The following is a 20,141-nucleotide window of genomic DNA, read 5'->3' on the forward strand; positions in this document are numbered from 1 at the left end:
TGGGAAGGAACGAGACGTGATCGACATTGCTGGCGCCCCGGTCAGCTTCGGCCTCTTCGCCCTCGGCGACGCCGAGGGCGGCACGCTCCCGGGTCCGGACGGGCTCTGCGCCGTCCTGGCCCGCCAGGGCTACACCGGGATCGACCTCGGACCACTCGGCTTCCTCGGCCGCGGCCGAGAGCTCACCGACCGGCTCGCACGCCACGGGCTCGCGCTCGCCGGCGGGTGGATCGACCTCCCGTTCACCGAGGACGAGCGTCTTCCCGCGGCCCTCGAGGTCCTCGAGACAGTGCTCGACGCGTTCGCCGAGGCCGCGGCGGGGGCCGGCGGGACGGCCCGCGCCGCCCTGCCGACGCTCGCGGACAGCGGGTCCGGAGTCCTCCGCCATCCCGGCACCGGGTGGCAGCCGGCACTCGACGAGGACCAGTGGCGCCGCCTGACGCGCAACATCCGGCTCGCCGTCGAACGCGTCCGGGCCCGGGGGTTCGAGCCGACCTTCCACCACCACGCCGGAACCTGGATCGAATCGCCGCAGGACATCGACCGGCTGCTCGAGGAGACCGACGTCGGCCTGACCCTGGACACCGGCCACCTCCTCCTCGCCGGCGGCGACCCCGTCGGCGCGCTCGCCCGCTGGGGGGACCGGATCAACCACGTGCACCTCAAGGACGCCCGCGTCGACGTCCTCCGTTCCGTGGCAGAGACCGGCGGCACGCTCCGTGACGTCTGGACGCGCGGAGCCTTCGTGCCGCTCGGGCACGGCGACCTCGACGTCGACGGCTTCATGGGCGGACTCCTCGGGCAGGGGTACGACGGGTGGCTCGTCATCGAGCAGGACCGTGTTCCCCGACCCGGCGAGGACCCCAGCGCCGTCGAGCGCGACCATGCCATCAACCGACACGCCCTCAGGAAGTGGATACCCTCATGACCGTCCTCCGCATCGGAGTCGTCGGACTCGGCGCCATCGCCCAGTCCGTCCACCTGCCCCTCCTCTCACGCCGCTGGGACCTCTTCGAGATCGCCGCGGTCGCCGACGCCTCCCCCTCGCTCCGGGCGAGCATCGGCGAGCAGTACGGAATCGGGCCCGGGCACCGGCACGAGAGCCTCGCCGCGCTCCTCGACTCGGAGAGCCTGGACGCCGTGGTGCTCCTGACCTCCGGCTCGCACGGCACCGACGCCCTCGCCGCGATCCGCCAAGGGGTCCCGGTCCTGTGCGAGAAGCCCCTCGCCTACTCGGTCCGGGAAGCGGAGGAGCTCCGCGCCGCCGAGGAGGCCCAGGGGCGCCCCATGCTCCTGCTCGGCTACATGAAGGAGTACGACCCCGCGGTGCTCGCCCTGGGCTCCACCCTGCCGCCGGCCGAGGGGGTCCGGTACGTCGGGGTCGAGGTCCTGCACCCGAGCGGGGCCTCGCAGCTCGCCTACGCGAACCTCCGCCCGGCTGCGGGGGACGTTCCCGCCGAGGCCCTGGCGCGGTTCCGGGACGCCGACCGGACCCACCTCGACGCAGCCCTCGGCGGGGAAGCGCCCGACCTTGCCCGCCGGCTCTACGCCAACGTGGTGCTCGGCAGCCTCATCCACGACATCGCCCTGGTCCGCTCGCTGTTCGGACCCCTCCGGACGGTGGAGGCCGTGCGCCACTGGGCCCCCCAGGACGACCCGGGATCGATCGAGGTCGCCGGAACCCTGGGCTCGGGCGCCCGGTTCCACCTCAACTGGCACTACATGGCGGACTACCCCGAGTACCGGGAGACCGTCACGGTCCATCACACGGAAGGGAGCGCCGAGCTCACGTTCGGCGTGCCCTACCTCCTCAACAGCCCCACGCGCCTGCGGACCGTCGAGCGCGAGGGCGCCGGCGTCGTCGTCCGCGAAAGGAACGACGTGACCGAAGCCTTCGAGACCGAATGGGAGGCGTTCCACGCCATGGTGACCCAGAAGCAGCCCCCGCCCACCGGGATCCCCGAGGGGACCACCGACCTGCGCACGGCCCAGAAGATCATGCGCGTGCTGCTGGACGGGATGGGCATGGAGGCCGCGGGAGAGGTGGCGGGGGCGTGACGATGACCAGCAGCGTCACGGCAGGGGGCCAGGACCAGGCCGCGGAGACGGGGATCGTCCTCGTGCCGCACACCCACTGGGACCGCGAGTGGTACGAGCCGTTCCACGTGTTCCGCTACCGGCTCGTCACCGTGCTCGACGCGGTGCTCGGGATGGCCGAGGCGGATCCCCGGTTCCGGTTCACCCTCGACGGCCAGACGGCTGCGATCGAGGACTACCTCGAGATCAGGCCCGAGAGCCGGGAACGGGTCGCGGCCGCCGTTGCCCGCGGCCAGCTCGCCCTCGGCCCCTGGCACATCCTCCTCGACGAGTTCCTCTGCTCGGGCGAGACGATCGTCCGGAACCTCCAGCTGGGCATGGCCGGCGCGCAGGCGCTCGGCGGCAGCATGGCGATCGGCTACCTGCCCGACATGTTCGGGCACGTCGCCCAGATGCCGCAGATCCTCCGGCGTGCTGGCATCGAGCATGCGAGCCTCTGGAGGGGGGTGCCGTCCGAGGTGGCAGAGCACTCCTTCCTCTGGGAGTCCCCGGACGGTTCCGCGGTGCGCGTCGAGTACCTCTTCGACGGCTACGGCAACGCCCTGGACCTCCTGGCCATCCCCGAGAAGATCCCCGCTGCGCTGGCCGGCTACCGCGACCGGACCCGCTCCCGCTGGGCCGGGGCCCCGATCCTGGGCATGCTCGGAACCGACCACATGGCCCCGGACCCACGCCTCATGGAGTGGGTGGACCGCTATGGGGACGAGCCCTTCCCCATCACGGTCGGAACGCTCGAGGACTACGTCCGCGGGCTGGGCCCCGACCGACCCGCCCGCACTATCCGGGGCGAGCTGCGCTCGCACGCCCGCGGCAACATCCTCCCCGGCGTCTTCTCGATCCGGCGCGGGCTGAAGACGGCGATGAGCCGCGCCGAATCGCTGGTCCTCGAGGCAGAGCGGCTCGCGGCAGCCCACACGGCGGCCGATTTCGAACCCTATCTGGGGATGGCCTGGCGCCGGATCATCGAGTCGAGCGCTCACGACTCCGTGGTCGGCTCAGGGACGGACGAGACCGTGCTGCAGGTCGACGCGCGGCTCCAGGAGGCCGCCCAGCTGGCCCGCTCGGTCCGCGATGACGTGCTCTCGCGGGTGACCCGGGACGTCCCGGAGGATGCCTTCTCGGTGGTCAACTCGCTGCCGTTCCCCCGCCCCGGCCTCGTCGAGCTGACCATCGCCCGCGGGAACGCGGACGCGCCCCTCGTCGCCGAGACAGCGGACGGGGCGATCCTTCCCGCGCAGCCCGTCGGCGAGCTGCCCACCGTGCTCGGAGACGAGACGATGGACGCCTCCGTCCTGGTGGCACGCGTGATGAACCGTATCCACGGGCGCGAGCTCTTCGGCCAGCTGATCGACGCCTACCGCATCGAGCCGGGGCTCCTCGAGTTCTCCGTGGCCGAGGTCCCTGCCGCGCCGGTGTTCGACATCGCCGAGTTCGCCTCCGCGCTGGAGGCCGCGGTGGGCAGCAGCCCCGGCCCGTGGCAGCTGAGGATCCTCGCCCAGCGCCGGACCCGCGTCCTCGTCGACGTGCCCGTGCCCGCCTCCGGGACCACCGCGCTGCGCGTGCGCCCGGGGACCGAGGTCGCGTGCCCCGGCGGCGTCCGCTGCGTCGACGGCGGCCTCGCCAACGGCGCCGTCACCGCGACCATCGAGGCGGACGGCACCCTGACGGTGAGCGCGGCCGACGGGACGATGCTGCGCGGGGTAGGCGCCTTGGTCGACGGCGGCGACAGCGGCGACACGTACAACTACGGGCCCCCAGCCAGGGACCTCCTGGTCAGCAGCCCGTCCGAGGTGGGGGTGGAGGTGCTCGAGGAGGGGCCGCTCCGCGCGGTCATCCGGGTAGTCCGCCACTACGCCTGGCCCCGGGCGCTCGACCCCGCAACCGGGGGCCGGTCCGAGGACACGGTGGACGTCCCCGTGGTGATGGATGTGGAGCTCCGGCGCGGGGAGCCGTTCGTCCGCCTCTCCGTGCGCTTCCGCAACCCGGCGGCCGACCACCGTCTGCGCCTGCATATTCCGTTGCCGGAATCTGTCTCGGGCTCGGCTTCGGAGGGCCAGTTCGCCGTGACGCGGCGTGGTCTCACGGCCGAGGGCGGAGGCGGCGAGCATCCCCTTCCGACCTTCCCCGCCTACCGGTTCATCTCGGCCGGCCCGGCCACGGTGCTCGTCCGGGAGGCGACCGAATACGAGATCGTCGACGCCTGCGAGATCGCCCTGACCGTGCTGCGGGCCGTCGGATCGATGAGCGTCAACGTCCACCCCCTCCGGGACGAGCCGGCTGCGGCAGAGATCCCCGTTCCCGGCGCCCAGGAGCTGGGCGCCGAGGTGGGCATCGAGCTCGCCGTCGTCCCCTCGGCGGAGGGCTGGTCCGAGGCGGGGGCCGTCCGGCTCTCTGAACTCTTCACCTCCCCGGTGGCCGCGGTGCGCGGTCTCGGGGGCCGCGGGGGGACGCTGCCCCGGCCGTCGGAGGGGCTGCGGCTCGAGGGCCACGGCACCCGCCTGACGAGCCTCCGGCGGGTCGGCGGAGCGCTGGAGGCCAGGCTCGTGCTCTTCGCGGACGAGCCGGAGGACGCGGTCCTCTCGGGGACCTTCTGCCGCGCCGCCACCGTCGACCTGACGGGAGCGGTGCTCGAGGACACGGCCGCCGAGGGGCGCCTCGCGCTCCGTCTGCAGCCCTGGGAGATCCGGACCGTGCGGCTCTCCTGAAGGACGTCTCTCCCGCCGGTCACCCGTGCCGGTCGAGCGCCGCGAGCAGGCGCTTGACCGAGCCGCCGAGGTTCCACGCGGCGGCGAGCCCCTCGAGCTCGCGGCGGGGGCCGCCGTCGACCGCGCGGAGCCGCGCCGCGGCGGCGTCGAGCGTGGGGAGGTCGAGGTCGCGGACCACGTTCACCACCGCGGGCGCCACGTCCAGGTAGTCCGCGGCGGCGGCGAGCTTGGCCCGCATCGGGGCGGGCAGCCCGCTGGCCGGGTCCTCCGCCGCCTCGAGGAGGCCCTCGAGCGTGCCGAAGCGGGCGAGCAGGGTCGCGGCGGACTTCTCGCCGATGCCCGCCACGCCGGGCAGCCCGTCCGAGGCGTCGCCGCGCAGCACCGCGTAGTCGGCGTACTGCTCGGGCAGCACGCGGTACTTGTCCACCACCACGGCGTCGGTGACGGTCTCGAGGTTCTTCATGCCGCGGGCGGTATAGACGACGCGCACGCCGCGGGCGTCGCTGACCACCTGGAAGAGGTCGCGGTCGCCGGTCACCACGTCCACGGGCAGTTCGGCGCGCGCGGCGTAGGTGCCGATGACGTCGTCCGCCTCGTGCTCGGGGGCACCGACGACGGCGATCCCGGCGAGGCCCAGCACGTGGCGGATCAGCGGGACCTGGGCGACGAGCCCCGCGGGGACCGTCTCGACGTCGGGGCCGTCCGCGACCTGCCGCTCCACGCGGTGGGCCTTGTAGGAGGGGATGAGGTCGACGCGCCACTGGGGGCGCCAGTCGTCGTCCCAACACGCCACGAGGTGCGTGGCGCCGAAGTCCGCGGTGAGCCGGGCGATCATGTCCAGCAGGCCCCGGACGGCATTGACCGGCGTCCCGTCCTCCCGCCTGATCGTCTCGGGCACGCCGTGGAAGGCACGGAAGTACAGCGAGGCGGTGTCGAGGAGCATCAGGCGCTCGGTCATAGCCCATCCTGACACGGACGTGGCGCGGGGCGGAGTCCTGGCTAGGGTCGAAACGCCTCTGGCGGCGGACGGATATGACTGATATTGTCATGCGACCGTCACCGCGCACCATGCGCAAGGCATGACCGGGCCAGGGCTCCAAACAGCGGAGCTGGCCCGTTTCCTTGCTCGGTGTCGGCACGCTGGATGTTCACAGAATTGAGGAGATCAATGGCGATCACCGTGGAATCACCGTCAGCCTCGGGGGGTCGGCCCGCAACGGCGCGACATCAGAAGGCCCCGGACCTCGGACGTCGAGAAGAGCAGGCGCTCCACGCCCTGGTCAAGGCGGGGATGAGCACGCAGACGGCTATGGAGCAGATCGTGCGCCTCGCCGCCGGAGACATCTGGTCGGGCTGAGTCGACGAGCCACGCGCCCTGCTGCCTGAGCGGGAGCGCCGCGGCGCTACGAGAGCCGCGCCTACTCTGCCGCGGAGAGCCCGCGCCCGATCAGGCTGCCCCCGAACCCGACCAGGAGCTCGCGGGGCGAGGCGAAGACCTCGGCCGCGCCCGCCTCCTCGAGTTCGGCGGCGCTGTACCCGCCGCACGCGAGCCCGATGGTCGGGATGCCCAGCGCTGAAGAGGCCTGCACGTCCCAGACGGCGTCGCCCACGAACACGACCTCGGATGCCTCCAGCCCTCCGGCCCTGAGCGCCGCCTCGAGGATGTCCGGCGCGGGCTTGGGCTCGTCCGCATCGGCCGAGCTGGTCGCCGCGTCCACCGACCCCTCGGCGTCCACCACCGAGCGCAGCACGGAGAGGTCCTGCTCGCGGGCCGAGGACGCCAGGACCACGGACAGGCCCGCCTCCTTGCAGCGCCCCAGCAGGTCGCGGGCCCCGTCGAAGGGCCGCAGGTGGGGCCAGAACGTGGAGAACACCGCCGCATGGGTGTCCAGGATCTCGCTGTCCTGCGACGCGTCCCGCTCCGGCCCGAGCAGGCGCTCCACGATCTTCTGCCCGCCCATCCCCACGAGGCGGTGGATCTCGTTCATCCGCACGTCGTGCCCGAAGCGGCGGAACCCGTGCCACCAGGCGAGCGTATGGAAATAGGTCGAGTCCACGAGGGTGCCGTCCACGTCGAAGAGGACGCCGCGAAGCGAGGTAGCCATGGCCCTTCCCTACCCCCGGCGGCCCCCGGCCAATCTGGCTAGGCTCGGAACCATGGGCTGGCACATCGGCACGTCGGGCTGGAGCTACGACCACTGGGAGCACGCCCTCTACCCGCCGCGCACCCGCCCCTGGGACCGCCTCGGCATCTACTCCGCGGCGTTCTCCACCGTGGAGCTCAACGCCAGCTTCTACCGCTGGCCGCGCACGACGGCGTTCGCCAGCTGGCGCCGTCGGCTCCCCGAAGGCTTCCTCCTCTCGGTCAAGGCCCCGCGCGGGCTGACCCATGCCAAGCGCCTCTACGCGCCCGAGGCCTGGGCCGGGCGCATCGCGGACTCATGGCACGAGCTGGGGCCGCGCCGGGCCGTGCTGCTAGTCCAGCTCTCGCCCCACCACGCCCGGGACGACGCCCGGCTGGACTGGTTCCTCGGCACCCTGCCGCCCTGGATCCGCACCGCGGTCGAGTTCCGCCACCCGAGCTGGCACGACCCGGGCGTCTTCGACATCCTCCGCCGGCACGGCGCGGCGTACTGCGTCATGAGCGGCGCCGGCCTGCCGTGCATCCTCGAGGCGACGGCCCCGCACGTCTACGTGCGCCTGCACGGCCCCGACCACGGGCACCTCTACGCCGGCTCGTACTCCGACGCTGACCTGGGCTGGTGGGCCGGCCGCATCCGGGAGTGGGACGCCGCAGGACACGAGGTGTTCGCCTACTTCAACAACGACGGCGGCGGGAACGCCGTGCGCAACGCCTTCACCCTGCGCTCGCTGCTGGGCTGAACGGACCTCCTCGACGCCGGTCCAATCCGCCCTCGCAGCCGCTCCGAACTACAGGTGCACGCCACCTTCGACGGCATGCCAACCTCGAACAGGAGTGAAGCCATGAAGACCACCCATCGCACCCCCGCCGTTGTGGGCCTCGCCGCGCTCGCCGCGGTCTCCGCGCTCAGCCTCTCCGCCTGCGGCGGGTCGACGGCGGCGGCCGGCGGCTCGTCGTCGTCCGCACCCGCCAGCGCCGCGGCTGGCATGACGACGCCGAGCGCGAGCGGCATGAGCAGCCCGATGGCCTCGGGCAGCATGAGCGCCGACCCGGCCGCGAACCTCGTGGGCGCCGGCTGCGCCGACTACGCGAAGGCCAATCCCTCCGGGCCAGGGTCGGTCCAGGGGATGAGCGCCGACCCGGTCGCCGTCGCCGCGTCCAACAACCCGCTCCTGACCACCCTCACCTCGGCGGTCTCGGGCAAGCTCAACCCCAAGGTCAACCTGGTCGACACCCTCGACTCGAGCCAGTTCACGGTGTTCGCCCCGGTGGACAGCGCGTTCGCGAAGATCGACCCGGCCACCATCAACTCGCTCAAGACCGACGACGCGACGCTGAAGAAGATCCTCACCTACCACGTGGTCCCGGGCCAGATCGAGCCTGACTCGATCGCCGGCACCCACAAGACGGTCGAGGGCCAGGACGTCACCGTCACCGGTTCGGGGAACAGCCTCAAGGTCAACGGCGCCAACGTGGTCTGCGGCGGCGTGCACACGGCCAACGCCACCGTGTACCTCGTCGACTCCGTGCTGATGCCCCCGGCGAAGTAGCACACCAGAACAGCCACCGACGGCGGGCCGGGCGTGCTGGTTGCCCGGCCCGCCGTCGGCGCGCGGCCCCACAGCTGCAGGAGGTGAGGAAGGGCATGGCTCTTCGTGAGACAGTGGTCTACATGCCGGACCACTACGCCGGGGCGCCCGCCCCGGACCTCGACGACCTCATGGACTGCGTGGCGCGCGGGACCAGGCGGCCTTCGGCCAGCTCTACGACGCCCTCGCCCCGCTCGTCCATGGCCTCGTGCTGCGCGTGGTCCGCGACCCCGCCCAGGCCGAGGAGGTCACCCAGGAGGTGTTCCTCGAGGTCTGGCAGCAGGCCAAGAGGTTCGACGCCGACCGCGGCCGCGCCCGCGCCTGGATCACCGTCATGGCGCACCGCCGGGCCGTGGACCGCGTCCGCGCCGCCCAGGCCGCGGCGGACCGGGACCTGCGGCAGGGCATCAAGGAATTCCAGGAGAGCTACGACGACGTCGAGCACCGCGTCGAGGTGGCCCTCGAGAGCGACCGGGTCAACCGGGCCCTCGAATCCCTGACCGAGGTGCAGAAGCAGGCGATCCGGCTCGCCTACTACGGCGGCTACACCTACGGGGAAGTCGCCACCGCCCTGGGGCTTCCCCTGGGCACCGTGAAGACCAGAATCCGCGACGGAATGATCCGCCTGAGAGACGTGTTGGGAGTGAGCCATGGATGATCAGCTGCACCTGCTGACCGGTGCCTACGCCCTCAACGCGCTCGACGACGAGGAGCGCCGCCGCTTCGAGCACACCCTCGGCTTCGGCGACGAGACGGCCGAGGAGGCGCGCGAGCTCGCCGAGACCGCGGCCCTGCTCGCCGCGGGCACGACCCCCGTCGCGCCGCCGCCGGACCTCAAGGCCCGCCTCATGGCGCAGATCGCTGTCACGCCGCAGCTCGACGCCGTCGAGGAGCCCCGCCCCGCCGCCCGCGACGCGGGGTCAGCTCCCGCAGACGCGGGGTCACGTCCCAGCGTCGCGGGGTCACGTCCCAGCGTCGCGGGGTCACGTCCCTACACCCCGGCGCCCCCCGCCGAGGCGACGGTGGCCGACCTCGGCGAGCACCGCCGTCGTGCGCTGCGCCTTCCCGTCTCCACCCGGTGGCTCGCTGCCGCGGCGGCTGCACTCCTCGTGGTGGCCGGCGTGAGCGGCGCGTGGGCCATCCGTGCCCAGCAGCAGCGCGACGATGCCCTCCGGCAGCTCGCCCTCGCCGCGGACGCGCCCGGAACGGTGATGGGGCGGATCCTCGCCGCCCCGGATGCCAAGGTCCAACAGGTCAGCGTGCCCGGCGGCGGGACCCTGGTCCTCGCCCACTCACGGCAGGACGCGGTGGCCGGCGTGGTGACGCTGGGCCTGCCGCAGCCCGCCCAGGGGCATGTCTACGAGCTGTGGCTCGGCGACGCGTCCGGCACGATGAAGCCCGCGGGCCTCGTGAAGGGCACCGGGTCCACGTGGAACGAGCTGCCCGGCGGTATCGGATCCTCGACGGTCCTCGGCGTGACGGTCGAGCCGGCGGGCGGATCGAAGCAGCCCACCACCGCGCCGATCGTCGTCCAGCAGTTCTCGTAGCCTCCTCGGCGACCCCCTTCCGGAGGGCTCGCGCAGATTGGTCCAATCCGTCTGCGCGGGCCCTCCGAACTATTGGTGCGGGAACACCGCACCGGCGCGTCAGACGGCACGCCGGGGACCTTCACAAGGAGACACCATGTCCACCTCAGTCCTCTCGAACCGCCGCACCGCAGTCCAGGTCGCCGCGACCGTCGTCGGTGCCGTCTTCCTCCTCGTCGGGGTGCTCGGCTTCATCCCCGGCATCACCTCCGGCTCGGGCCTCGGCTTCGCGGGCCACCATTCGGACGCGTACCTGCTCGGCCTGTTCCAGGTCTCGGTGCTCCACAACGTGGTCCACCTGCTCTTCGGCATCGCCGGCCTCGCGCTCGCCCGCTCGGCGGCGGGCTCCAAGGGCTTCCTCGTCTGGGGCGGCGCGATCTACCTCGTCCTGTTCGTCTACGGCCTCGTGTTCGGCGGCGAGTCGGCCGGCAACTTCGTCCCGCTCAACGCCGCGGACAACGGGCTGCACCTCCTGCTCGGCGTCGGCATGCTGGTGATCGGCCTGGTCCTCGGGCGCACGGCCTCCCGCCAGGCGTCGGCTGCCCGCCGCTGAGACGGGCCGCCACAACCGTGGCGAGCCGAGAGCGCCCCGGCCGCCCGCCCCTCCGTCTGAAGGTCACCTCCTGAAGGTCATTGTCCTGCCTTTGACCCCCGGGAGGTGACCTTCAGGACGTGACGCGCCCTGGGGCGGCCCCTGCTCACCGGCCAAGTGGTCGGGCGTGGCCACACAACGGCCTTCGAAATCACGCCTCCGATGAGCTGGACGTGGACCGCTCGGTCATGTTCGGGTGCCCCCTGCGAAAGGCGAGACACGACCGAGTTCGGGCAGCATCCGGCTCACGCGTGCTGGACGCATAGAAGAGGCCTCCGCCGCTGTAGCGGCGAAGGCCTCCTGTATGTACGGCTCGGTTAGCTCTGACCCGTAGTGACCGTGCAGTCCCGGTGTCAGTGGGAGAAGTTTGCGGAGATCTCTGCGAGGGTGCGTCCCTTTGTTTCAGGTGCGAGCCATTGCGAGAGGACTGCGCCGAGCAATGCGACGGCGGCGGCGGCGACCATGCTTGGGCCCATGCCGATGTTGCTGATCGCCCATGGCAGGGCGAAGGTGCCGAGTGCGGCTCCGATGCGGCTGAAGGCCGCGGCGAAGCCCATGCCGATCCCGCGCAGGTGCCCGGGGAATACCTCGGCCGGATAGACCTGGGTCAGCGTGGTGTAGCCGGCATTGAAGTAGGAGAAGGCGAGGAACAGGACGAGCACGAGGATCGCCGGTGCGTTCCCCCAGAGTCCGATGATCAGCAGGATGCCTGCGCAGAGCCACTGCCCGGGCACGGTGAGGATTCGGCGGCCGAGCTTGTCGATCAGAAGCACGGTGGTGACAACGCCCGCGGTCGCAAGGGCGGACAGGCCGACTCCGCCGGCCCAGCCGCCGCCGAAGCCGAAATGGTTGAGCACGTCGTCGGCGAAGGTCGCGATCGCGAAGTACGGAGTGACCGCGCAGAACCAGAAACCTGAGGTGAAGAGGGTGGCGCGCCAGTGCTGCCTCGAGAACAGCATTCCGACGGAGGCGCTCTTGATCTTTGTCCTGCCCTGCGCGGCCTGGGCCTCCTGGATCCTTCTCAGATCGATCTCTTCGGTGATGCTGTGGTGCATCTGGGGCGATTCGACGTATCTGCGTGCGATCGCGAGCGCTTCCTCGCGCCGTCCCTTCGTGATGAGCCAGCTCGGCGATTCGGGGAGGCCGAAGCGGGCGAGGAACAGGACCAGGGCGAGGATCGTGCTCGTGCCGATGACGAGGCGCCATGGGGTTCCGGCGTCGTGCAGGAGGGTGCCGATGATGAATGCCATCATGAAGCCGACGTACCAGGCGATCAGAGTCAGCCCGAGCAAGCGCCCGCGGAGCTTTGGCGGGGAGAACTCTGACAGCAGGGGTCCACCGATTGAGTACTCGCCGCCGATCGCGACGCCCATGAGGAACCGGATGATGGCCAGCTGGACCACGGCCCCGTCTCCGGAGGCTACGAAGAACTGGGCCGCTGAGGCGAGCAGGAACAGGCCCATGTCCACGAGGAACATGGGCTTGCGCCCGAACTTGTCAGTGGCCCAGCCAGCCAGCGGCGCGCCGACGAAGATGCCTGCCAGCGGGCCTGCAGCGATCATCCCCAGGGACAGTGAGTCGAGCTGGAGATCTGACCGCATGGGTCCGGTGACGGGGCCGATGATTCCGAGGATGTAACCGTCGAGGAACATCCCGCCGATGAACACAGCGACAAGCCGCACCATGAAGCGGCGTTTGAACGTGGAGCTGGTCTCTTTTGAAATGGAGGCGTCGGCGGAGGCCGCCGTCCTGGTCGAATGGATCACTGAGATTCGTTCCCTTCTGGCTTCAGCGCATAGCGCTGCCGGCACCGGGGCGCCGTTTCCTGGACGCATGGACAGCCGCAGCAGCCCTGAGCGACCGGCGGACGAGGCCGACTGGCTCGATGCCAGCCGATATGGCCGGGCAGGACCCGGGAGATGACTTCGGCGTCGTCCCCAGGTTCCGGTGCTCCGCACTGCTTTGATCGACGGTGCTGCCACCTTTGATAGTCATAAACAGTTTCCCTTAGTGATGAGAGCTGCCGCATGGACGCTGACAACGCTGTGCGGTCTATGCGCGAGAGGGGGCTCCCCTTGATCGGTCTTCTTGAATTCGTTTGTCACGCGCATCCACGGGCGGAGTCCCGGGCGGGGGCATATCCGGGCCAGCTTCGTTCCGCCATGATCAACAACGTTCGCTCTGTGCAACAGATCGTGCGCTCGCTCACACTCAATGTCAAGGGCATGGCCTGTGAAAGACAGAGTATGTAAGCGTTCTTGCTTCTTGCTCCGGGGTATGCCGAAGGCCCACGTCAGGTGAGGCTCGGCATCGAGGAGATCGAACGCCTGCCCGCCGTCCGGGTACCGAAGCAGAAGCGCAGGCACATCAACTCCGACGCATGACGCACCACCTCGTACGAGACAAGGAATCGCCCAACCAGTCACGCCGATTGGAGGGCCCCGTCTTCCGAAAGCGGTGCTTCGATGAGGAATGCCTCCCCAGGTCTCAGGCCCATCGAAGCACCCTTCACGGAAGACGGGACGCCCGCTGCGAACGCTGAGCACTATGACATCGGCTCCTGCAGCGCAGGCCTGCAGCGGCAGGCGGCTATGGCAGCTTGCCGATGGTCCCGGTGCCGACCGGCCTGGCGCCGGACGGCGCCGCCCCGTTCGGGCGCTGTTCCGTCATGCTCAGCCTCGCAGCCGGGACATGGTGGGGTCGTACAGCGGATCCTGGGCCACGGTGGCCATGATGCGGCGGCCGAAGTACTCGATCTCCACCGAATCGCCGACTGAAACTTCGGCGGGCAGGTAGGAGTAGGCAATGGGCTTGCGGATGGAGTAGCCGTAGGCGGCGCTGGTGACATAACCCACCGCCCGGCCCTTATAGAACACCGGTTCCTTGCCCAGCACGAGGCTGCGGCCGTCGTCGACAGTGAGGCAGCGCAGGCGCCGGGAGGAGTTCTCCTCGGTGCGGCCCTCCAAGGCTGCTTTGCCCACGAAGTTGGCCTTGGCCATCTTCACTGCGAAGCCGAGGCCGGCCTCGAAGGGGTCGTGCTCAGTGGTCATGTCGGAGCCCCAGGAACGGTAGCCCTTCTCCAGGCGGAGCGAGCTGAAAGCTGCGCGGCCTGCAGCGATGATGCCGAAGGGCTGGCCGGCCTTCCACAGCGCATCCCAGAGACGCTGGCCGTTGTCGGCGCTGGTGTACAGCTCCCAGCCCAGTTCACCGACGTAGGACAGGCGCATGGCTGTGACCGGGATGCCGCCGATGACAGCCCTCTTGGACCGGAAGTACTTCAAGCCGTCGTTGGAGAAGTCGTCGCTGCTGACCGCGCCGACCACCTCCCGGGCGAGCGGACCCCAGAGGCCGATGCAGCAGGTGCCGCCGGTGGTATCGCGCACCTGGACCCAGTCCCCGGCGCTGCCGCTTTCGGTCTGGTGGCGGGCTGCCCGCTCGAAGTAGGCGGTGTCGATGTTGCCGTTGGCGCCGAGCTGGAAGGTCTGCTCATCCAGGCGGGCCACGGTGATGTCGCTTCGGACGCCGCCCTGGTCATCCAGCAGGAGCGTGTAAGTGACGGCTCCGGGCTTTTTGTTCAGGTCCCCGGTAGTCAGTTCCTGGAGCAGCTTCAGTGCGCCGGGCCCGGAAATCTCCAGGCGCTTGAGCGGAGTCATGTCGTACATGGCCACGCCAGTACGCGTCTTCCATGCCTCGGCCGCGGCAATGGGGGAGCTGAACATGCCGGACCAGGAATCGCGAGCCGGCGGCTGCCAGTCTGCGGGCAGTTCCTTGAGCAGTTCGGCATTGGCCTCGAACCAGTAGGGCCGCTCCCAGCCGCCGCCTTCGAGGAAGAAGCCGCCCAGCTGCCGGTGGCGACCGTGGAAGGGGCTGACGCGCAGGTTGCGTGGGGAAAGCTTGGGCTGCAGCGGGTGCAGGACGTCGTAGATTTCCACGAAGTTCTGCTGCGAGGTTTCGCTGACGTACTCGGGGGTCAGCTGCACTTCCTCGAAGCGGTGGATGTCGCAGTCGCCTAGGTCGATGGAGGACTTGCCGTCCACCAGTAGTTCGGCCATGGCCCGGGCGATACCGGCGGAGTGGGTGACCCAGACCGCCTCGGCCACGAAGAAGCCGTCAAGTTCCTTGGACTCGCCCACCAGCGAGCCGCCGTCGGGGGTGAAGGAGAAGATGCCGTTGAAGCCGTCCTCGATCTCGCTCTCGCACAGGGCGGGCAGGATCTGCTTGGTGGCTTCCCAGGCCGGGAGGAAGTCCTCGAGGGTGAAGTCCAGACGGGAGGGCATGTTGTGTTCGCTGATTTCGGTCGGCTTGAAGCTGCCGAGCTCGTCCAGGTCCACGGGCATGGGTTTGTGGGCGTAGGAGCCGATGCCGTAGCGGTCGCCGTGTTCGCGGTAGTAGAGGTCCTGGTCTTGGTGACGGAGGATGGGCAGCCGCGCGCCGTTGGGCAGCTCGTTCTTGCCCTGCTGTGCCGGAACCGGGGTGGTCTTGACGTACTGGTGGGCCAGGGGCAGCAGCGGCACCGACATACCGATCAGCTCGCCGACCTTTGCGCCCCAGAAGCCGGCGCAGGAGACGACGATGTCAGCCGGGATCACGCGGTCGGGCGTCTGGACACCGGTGACGCGGCGGCCGGACTGCTCGATGCCGGTCACTTCGGTGTTGCCGATGTACTTTACGCCGGCCGCCTCGGTGCGCTTGATCAGCAGTTGGACCGCGCGGGCGGCGCTGGCCAGGCCGTCGCCGGGAACGTGGAGTCCGCCGAGGATCTCGTCCTCATTGATAAGGGGGTAGAGCTCCTTGCATTCAGCGGGGGAGAGGATGGAGCCCTCAATGCCCCATGAGGAGGCGTAGCCAAGCTTGCGCTTCAGGTCCGCGAGGCGGGTTTCGGTGGTGGCGACTTCCAGCCCTCCCACCTGGTTGAAGCAGCTGACGCCGTCCTCGGTGAGGGACAGGAGCTTCTCCACGGTGTACTTGGCGAACAGTGCCATGGACTTGGAGGGGTTGGTCTGGAAGACCAGGCCGGGGGCGTGGGACGTGGAACCGCCCGGCATGTTGAGGGGGCCTTGGTCGAGGACCGTGATGTTGTTCCACCCCTTCGCGACGAGTTCGTCCGCGAGGTTGGTGCCCACGATGCCGGCTCCGATGATGACAATGCGGGGCGTCGATTCCATAAGGTTCTCCTGCTGCTCTACGAATTAATGTCTGTGCCGGGTGCCGGCTACCGGAACACCACGGTGCTGGTCTCGTCCAGCAGGACGCGGTGCTGACAGTGCCAGCGGACGGCGCGGGACAGGGCGAGTGCCTCGGCGTCCTGCCCGACGGTGGACAGGGCGGAGGGGCTGTAGCTGTGGTCTACCCGGATGACTTCCTGCTCGATGATCGGGCCCTCGTCCAGGTCGGCGGTGACGTAGTGCGCGGTGGCACCGATGAGCTTCACGCCGCGTGCGTGGGCCTGGTGGTAGGGCTTGGCACCCTTGAAGCCGGGGAGGAAGGAGTGGTGAATGTTGATCGCACGGCCTTCCAGCGAACGGCAGAGCTCGTTTGAGAGCACCTGCATGTATCGGGCAAGGACAACCAGATCGACGTCGTATTCATCCACGAGCTCCAAAAGGCGGCGTTCGGCGTCAGCCTTGGTGTCCGAGGTGACCGGGATGTGGATGAAGGGCAGGCCCGCAGCCTCGGCCATGGCACGGTGGGTCTCGTGGTTGGAAACGACCAGGACCAGCTCACCGCCCAGGCTGCCGCCGCGCCAGCGGAAGATGAGGTCGTTGAGGCAGTGGCCGAACTTGGAGACCATGACCAGGACACGCTGCTGGGTCTGGTCGTGGAAGCTGAACTTCATGTCGAACCGCTGCGCGATGCCGCCGAACTCTTCTTCGAGCTTCGCGGGGGTGTAGCTGGGGGGTCCGGAGAAGGCGGTGCGCAGGTGGAGCGTCTCGCGCAGGCTGTCGTCGAACTGCTGGTGCTCGTCGATATTGAAGCCGCGCTCGAAAAGGAACGTGGTCATTGCCTGCACGATTCCAGCCTGCTCCCGGCAGGACAGGGTCAGCACGAACTTCTGGGCGTGCTCGTCCTTGAGCTCCGGCCGGACAGCCGTGGCAGGTGCCGTTTCGATGAGGGCCATGTCCCTCCTCCTTCAGATATATTCAAGATCAAAAACTGATATATTACGCACGGGCGAGCTGTGCACGTCGGCAGGCAAGGCATGCATCGGGGCCTTCTGTGTGGGGCGGCGGCGCGTCGCTCCCGGGGAGCGTCTAGGCGTCGATGACCATGTCGGTGCGCGCCGTGGAACAGCAGGGGAGGAATTTGCCTGCGTCGATCTCCCGTTTGCGGATTCCGCCTTGGTGGTTCATCTCGACCTCCCCGGAAAGCTTGACGACCTTGCAGGAGCCGCACATGCCCTCCTTGCAGTTGGCGCCGATCCTGACGCCCGCCCGCTGCGCCACCTCGAGGATGTGCTGGTCGGGATCGATCCGCACATTGATGCCGGTGCGCATGAAGGACAGGGTGAGACTTCCCGTTCCAACCGTGTCGAAGCTCGAGGCATCGGGGCTTCCAGCCTCCCGTTCCGCGTCCGAACTGCCTTCGGGGGTTCGCGCGTCCGGGTTGGCTGTTTCGAGCGGCAGCCCCGTGGCCGGCAGGGTTCCATCCTCGTCGTAACCGGGCTCATAGAGCCCGAACGGGCTGGGCTGGCTTTCGTAGTAGTCCTCAGCGGAAGTGGCGATTTCCTCCGCGATCTCCTCTGCGATGTCCGCCGCGAGGGCGAGCTCGGCCTGGTACTCGAGGATGGTCTGGCGATCACCCGAGAAGAACTCCATGTAGATGGAGGTGTCGTCGACGCCCACCTGCTTGAGGAGTTCGGTGGCGCTGTTCAGGTAACCCTCGGGGCCACAGGCATACACTTGGCGGCCGTTTGCATCCGGAGCAACCTGGTCGATCATGGCGGCCGTGAGCCTTCCGCTGAGCCCTTCCCACCCGTCGGGTTTGCTACGGTCGCCCAGGGAGTAGAAGACCTTGACGCGCGAGTCCACGGATGCGATGTAGGCCAGTTCCTGGTGGAAGGCGAAGCCGCCGGCTTCCGCGCCGTGGTAGAGCACCACAACATTGGCATGTCCTGGCAGGGAGTGGATGGTCCGCACCATGGACATGATGGGGGTGATGCCCGCGCCGGCGGCCAGGAATAGGTACCGTGCACGCCGATCGGCATCCGGCAGATGGAACGCCCCGACCGGTCCGAGCATGTCCAGGACGGTGCCGGGCCTGACGTTCTCATGCACCCACGGTGAAACAAGTCCCGTATTGTCGCGTTTCACGCTGATGCTGAAGGTCCACGGCTGGGTGGGCGAACTGGACAGAGAGTAGCTGCGGTCTACCGGCTCCTGGTCCTGGCCGTTGACGGGGAACGCGACGTTTACGTACTGGCCCGCACGGAATGCCAGGGGCGCACCGTCGCGGCGGCGGAACACGAATGTCATCATGCCGCCTGCCTCGGGAACGGTCTCCACACATTCGGCCATGAACTCCTGGGGATGCCACGGGCCCAGCGCACGTGCAGCGCTGGCAGGTCCTTCGATGCTGCCCATCACCCTGTTCCACGGCATTTCCAGGCCGCGGATGCGCTGTGGCTCCTGGATGGGTGTCTCAGTGAGGAGGTCCGTCATGCCAGGTGCTCCTGCACGCGCTGGACGTACCAGTTGATGAATGCCTCTACCTGGTATTCGCTCTTCATGTAGGGGCCGGGCTCGTACGCTGGGCTGGCAGCACCCTGCTGGCACAGCTCCACGAACGCCTTGTCCTGCAGGTTGGTCTGCTTCCAGGTGTAGGTGAGCTTGTCGAGGTCGTAGTCCACGCCCTCCTCGGCGTCGTCGGCCACCAGCCAGGTGGTGCGGACCAGCGACTGGTGTTCGTTGATGGGGAAGACGCCGAACGTGATCACGTGGTCGCCGAGGAAGTGGAACCAGCTGTTGGGCTGAAGGTGCATGGAGCAGCGGCCCAGGCGGAAGTCCGGGAGGTCACCGAGCAGCTTCTTGGAGAGCCGGCGCCCATCGGCCGAGAACGACTCGCCTTCGCCGTCCAGGGATTCGCGTGAGATGCGGATGCCGGCTATACGGGTGTCAAGCTCCTCGATCACTCCGTAGGGCAGGCCGTAGCGGCGGCACCGCTCCTCGAGGGACGACTGGGCCTCCTTGTTGCGTTCCCACACTTCCTCGAGGTGGGCCGGGATAAGGCCCTCGGTCAGGCCCCAGGTGGGGAAGAGCGAGCAGGCGAGTTCCGGGTGCCCGTCGCAGTGGTAGCACTCACGGTTGTTCTCCATGACGAGCTTCCAGTTGCCCTCTTCGATGATGTTCTGCTGGTAGGCGATCTTCGTCTTGGACAGGTCGTGGGGTGCGAGGTAGGGCTCGAAGATCTTCGAAGTCTCGTCGAAGTCTGCGGGCGGCTCGTCAGCAATGCAGACGAAGATGAGTCCGGCAACCTCGCGGCTGTGGGCACGCTTGAGGGCGAAGCAGTTCTTGTCGAACTTCGCTTCACCGGGAGCGGAGGCGTGGATGAGGTTGCCCTCTGGGGAGTACGTCCATGAGTGATAGCCGCAGACGAGGTTTCCGGTGGAACCGGCAGCCTCGGTCAGGACGCGGGCACCGCGGTGGCGGCATACGTTGTGCAGGACGTTGACGTCACCCTCGTCTGTACGCAGCACGATCAGGGAGTAGGGGCCGTAGTCCACCGTGATGTAGTCGCCCGGCTCCGGCAGCTCGGCAACGCTGCCGGCAAAGATCCAGTGCCGGCCGAAGATGGCCTCCATGTCGAGCTTGAAGAGCGTCGGGTCGGTGTAGAAGGGGGCATCAAGTGAATATCCCTTACGCCGGAACTCAAACAGCGCAGCGATTTCCGCGAGCTTCTCTGCCGGCAAGGTCGAAGCGAGCTTTCCGCGTGAATTGAGGGGCGCGTTCACTGGAGCAGTCATTGATTCCTCCCGGGAGGGCTGGGCAAATGTGGCTTCTGGGCGACTACGGCGTAGGTGGAGGCAGCCGACATCGTCTGGGAATGAAGTTGCGCGTTCAGGAGGAACGGCGAGGCGCGAGAAGGGGTCCCGCGGGCGATGCTTGGAACGGATCCATACCTGGCCCTTCGACGAGTGCGCGTCCTACGCAACAACAATCAGCATGTGCAACAGCGTGACGCAGGCCACCCTCGCTGTCAAGCTATGACGGATGCGTTCTGAGTCTCCGCAGGCAGGAGACGACGGCCGGGCTCGGCCGGGGTATGCCGTGCTGCCGGATGAACGGCAGGCGAGGACCCGACGGTGCAGACCACCAAAGCCACGATGATGCGCGCCGCTCCCAGCGGGGCATGGCCTCCAAGACCTAGGACAAGAACACGAGCGGTGTCCTAGTTCCCATCGAGCACCAGGCGGGCGCGTGCCGGGGCTGAGGA

General features: G+C 69.0%; 16 protein-coding genes. 9 read left to right on the forward strand and 7 right to left on the reverse strand.

The window, feature by feature from the left end; all coding sequences use genetic code 11:
- Positions 1 to 16: 16 nt before the first annotated feature.
- Genes SA2016_RS00880 through SA2016_RS00890 form a run of 3 tightly spaced genes read left to right on the forward strand, consistent with a single transcriptional unit; the run spans position 17 to position 4,802 of the window.
- The gene (locus tag SA2016_RS00880) at positions 17 to 928 is read left to right on the forward strand and encodes a TIM barrel protein (RefSeq protein WP_066494375.1); all 912 of its coding nucleotides are present in this window, start codon (positions 17 to 19) and stop codon (positions 926 to 928) included.
- Positions 925 to 2,058: a Gfo/Idh/MocA family oxidoreductase gene (locus tag SA2016_RS00885; RefSeq protein WP_066494377.1), complete on the forward strand. Its 1,134-nt coding sequence runs from the start codon at positions 925 to 927 to the stop codon at positions 2,056 to 2,058. The genes SA2016_RS00880 and SA2016_RS00885 overlap by 4 nt, the downstream gene beginning before the upstream one ends.
- Before the next feature lie 2 nt (positions 2,059 to 2,060).
- Positions 2,061 to 4,802: a glycoside hydrolase family 38 N-terminal domain-containing protein gene (locus tag SA2016_RS00890; protein WP_066494379.1), complete on the forward strand. Its 2,742-nt coding sequence runs from the start codon at positions 2,061 to 2,063 to the stop codon at positions 4,800 to 4,802.
- Between the two features lie 19 nt (positions 4,803 to 4,821).
- Here SA2016_RS00890 and SA2016_RS00895 read toward each other — a convergent pair whose 3' ends face one another.
- Positions 4,822 to 5,760 carry a 5'-3' exonuclease gene (locus SA2016_RS00895; RefSeq protein WP_174835446.1) on the reverse strand — a complete coding sequence of 313 codons (939 nt, stop codon included), beginning with the start codon at positions 5,758 to 5,760 and terminating at the stop codon, positions 4,822 to 4,824.
- Positions 5,761 to 5,970: 210 nt separating this feature from the next.
- Here SA2016_RS00895 and SA2016_RS00900 point away from each other — a divergent pair, with 210 nt between their 5' ends.
- Positions 5,971 to 6,159: a hypothetical protein gene (locus tag SA2016_RS00900; RefSeq protein WP_066494383.1), complete on the forward strand. Its 189-nt coding sequence runs from the start codon at positions 5,971 to 5,973 to the stop codon at positions 6,157 to 6,159.
- Positions 6,160 to 6,220: 61 nt separating this feature from the next.
- Here SA2016_RS00900 and SA2016_RS00905 read toward each other — a convergent pair whose 3' ends face one another.
- Positions 6,221 to 6,907: an HAD family hydrolase gene (locus tag SA2016_RS00905; RefSeq protein ID WP_066494385.1), complete on the reverse strand. Its 687-nt coding sequence runs from the start codon at positions 6,905 to 6,907 to the stop codon at positions 6,221 to 6,223.
- Positions 6,908 to 6,959: 52 nt separating this feature from the next.
- Here SA2016_RS00905 and SA2016_RS00910 point away from each other — a divergent pair, with 52 nt between their 5' ends.
- The 5 genes from SA2016_RS00910 (at position 6,960) to SA2016_RS00930 (ending at position 10,673) form a co-directional block, all read left to right on the forward strand.
- A complete protein-coding gene (locus SA2016_RS00910; RefSeq protein WP_066494389.1) occupies positions 6,960 to 7,685 on the forward strand; it encodes a DUF72 domain-containing protein in 726 nt (241 codons plus the stop codon).
- A 102-nt stretch (positions 7,686 to 7,787) separates the two neighbouring features.
- Positions 7,788 to 8,495, forward strand: coding sequence for a fasciclin domain-containing protein (locus SA2016_RS00915; protein WP_066494395.1), 708 nt, complete (start codon positions 7,788 to 7,790; stop codon positions 8,493 to 8,495).
- Positions 8,496 to 8,670: 175 nt separating this feature from the next.
- Positions 8,671 to 9,192 (forward strand): ECF RNA polymerase sigma factor SigK, encoded by a 522-nt coding sequence (gene sigK, locus SA2016_RS00920; RefSeq protein ID WP_066494398.1) that lies wholly within the window; start codon positions 8,671 to 8,673, stop codon positions 9,190 to 9,192.
- Positions 9,185 to 10,081, forward strand: a complete 897-nt coding sequence (locus tag SA2016_RS00925) for an anti-sigma factor (RefSeq protein WP_066494400.1) — start codon at positions 9,185 to 9,187, stop codon at positions 10,079 to 10,081. The genes sigK and SA2016_RS00925 overlap by 8 nt, the downstream gene beginning before the upstream one ends.
- Before the next feature lie 136 nt (positions 10,082 to 10,217).
- A complete protein-coding gene (locus SA2016_RS00930; RefSeq protein ID WP_066494402.1) occupies positions 10,218 to 10,673 on the forward strand; it encodes a DUF4383 domain-containing protein in 456 nt (151 codons plus the stop codon).
- Positions 10,674 to 11,065: 392 nt separating this feature from the next.
- Here SA2016_RS00930 and SA2016_RS00935 read toward each other — a convergent pair whose 3' ends face one another.
- The 5 genes from SA2016_RS00935 to SA2016_RS00955 form a co-directional block, all read right to left on the reverse strand.
- Positions 11,066 to 12,478 (reverse strand): MFS transporter, encoded by a 1,413-nt coding sequence (locus SA2016_RS00935; protein ID WP_157089097.1) that lies wholly within the window; start codon positions 12,476 to 12,478, stop codon positions 11,066 to 11,068.
- 906 nt (positions 12,479 to 13,384) lie between these two features.
- Positions 13,385 to 15,877, reverse strand: a complete 2,493-nt coding sequence (locus SA2016_RS00940) for a GcvT family protein (RefSeq protein WP_066494403.1) — start codon at positions 15,875 to 15,877, stop codon at positions 13,385 to 13,387.
- A 47-nt stretch (positions 15,878 to 15,924) separates the two neighbouring features.
- Positions 15,925 to 16,830 (reverse strand): formyltetrahydrofolate deformylase, encoded by a 906-nt coding sequence (purU, locus tag SA2016_RS00945; RefSeq protein ID WP_066494404.1) that lies wholly within the window; start codon positions 16,828 to 16,830, stop codon positions 15,925 to 15,927.
- A 133-nt stretch (positions 16,831 to 16,963) separates the two neighbouring features.
- On the reverse strand, positions 16,964 to 18,370 hold the full coding sequence (locus SA2016_RS00950) for a ferredoxin reductase (protein WP_066494405.1): 1,407 nt from the start codon (positions 18,368 to 18,370) through the stop codon (positions 16,964 to 16,966).
- On the reverse strand, positions 18,367 to 19,671 hold the full coding sequence (locus SA2016_RS00955) for an aromatic ring-hydroxylating oxygenase subunit alpha (RefSeq protein WP_066494408.1): 1,305 nt from the start codon (positions 19,669 to 19,671) through the stop codon (positions 18,367 to 18,369). The genes SA2016_RS00950 and SA2016_RS00955 overlap by 4 nt, the downstream gene beginning before the upstream one ends.
- Positions 19,672 to 20,141: the final 470 nt, after the last annotated feature.

This window comes from Sinomonas atrocyanea, assembly GCF_001577305.1.
Lineage (GTDB): Bacteria > Actinomycetota > Actinomycetes > Actinomycetales > Micrococcaceae > Sinomonas > Sinomonas atrocyanea.

Coding starts and splice junctions, on each gene's coding strand:
- SA2016_RS00890 (WP_066494379.1), top strand. CDS start 2,061: ATGACCAGCAGCGTCACGGCAGGGGGCCAGGACCAGGCCGCGGAGACG.
- SA2016_RS00930 (WP_066494402.1), top strand. CDS start 10,218: ATGTCCACCTCAGTCCTCTCGAACCGCCGCACCGCAGTCCAGGTCGCC.
- SA2016_RS00955 (WP_066494408.1), bottom strand. CDS start 19,671: ATGACTGCTCCAGTGAACGCGCCCCTCAATTCACGCGGAAAGCTCGCT.
- purU (WP_066494404.1), bottom strand. CDS start 16,830: ATGGCCCTCATCGAAACGGCACCTGCCACGGCTGTCCGGCCGGAGCTC.
- SA2016_RS00905 (WP_066494385.1), bottom strand. CDS start 6,907: ATGGCTACCTCGCTTCGCGGCGTCCTCTTCGACGTGGACGGCACCCTC.
- SA2016_RS00925 (WP_066494400.1), top strand. CDS start 9,185: ATGGATGATCAGCTGCACCTGCTGACCGGTGCCTACGCCCTCAACGCG.
- SA2016_RS00900 (WP_066494383.1), top strand. CDS start 5,971: ATGGCGATCACCGTGGAATCACCGTCAGCCTCGGGGGGTCGGCCCGCA.
- SA2016_RS00915 (WP_066494395.1), top strand. CDS start 7,788: ATGAAGACCACCCATCGCACCCCCGCCGTTGTGGGCCTCGCCGCGCTC.
- SA2016_RS00950 (WP_066494405.1), bottom strand. CDS start 18,370: ATGACGGACCTCCTCACTGAGACACCCATCCAGGAGCCACAGCGCATC.
- SA2016_RS00885 (WP_066494377.1), top strand. CDS start 925: ATGACCGTCCTCCGCATCGGAGTCGTCGGACTCGGCGCCATCGCCCAG.
- SA2016_RS00895 (WP_174835446.1), bottom strand. CDS start 5,760: ATGACCGAGCGCCTGATGCTCCTCGACACCGCCTCGCTGTACTTCCGT.
- SA2016_RS00940 (WP_066494403.1), bottom strand. CDS start 15,877: ATGGAATCGACGCCCCGCATTGTCATCATCGGAGCCGGCATCGTGGGC.
- SA2016_RS00910 (WP_066494389.1), top strand. CDS start 6,960: ATGGGCTGGCACATCGGCACGTCGGGCTGGAGCTACGACCACTGGGAG.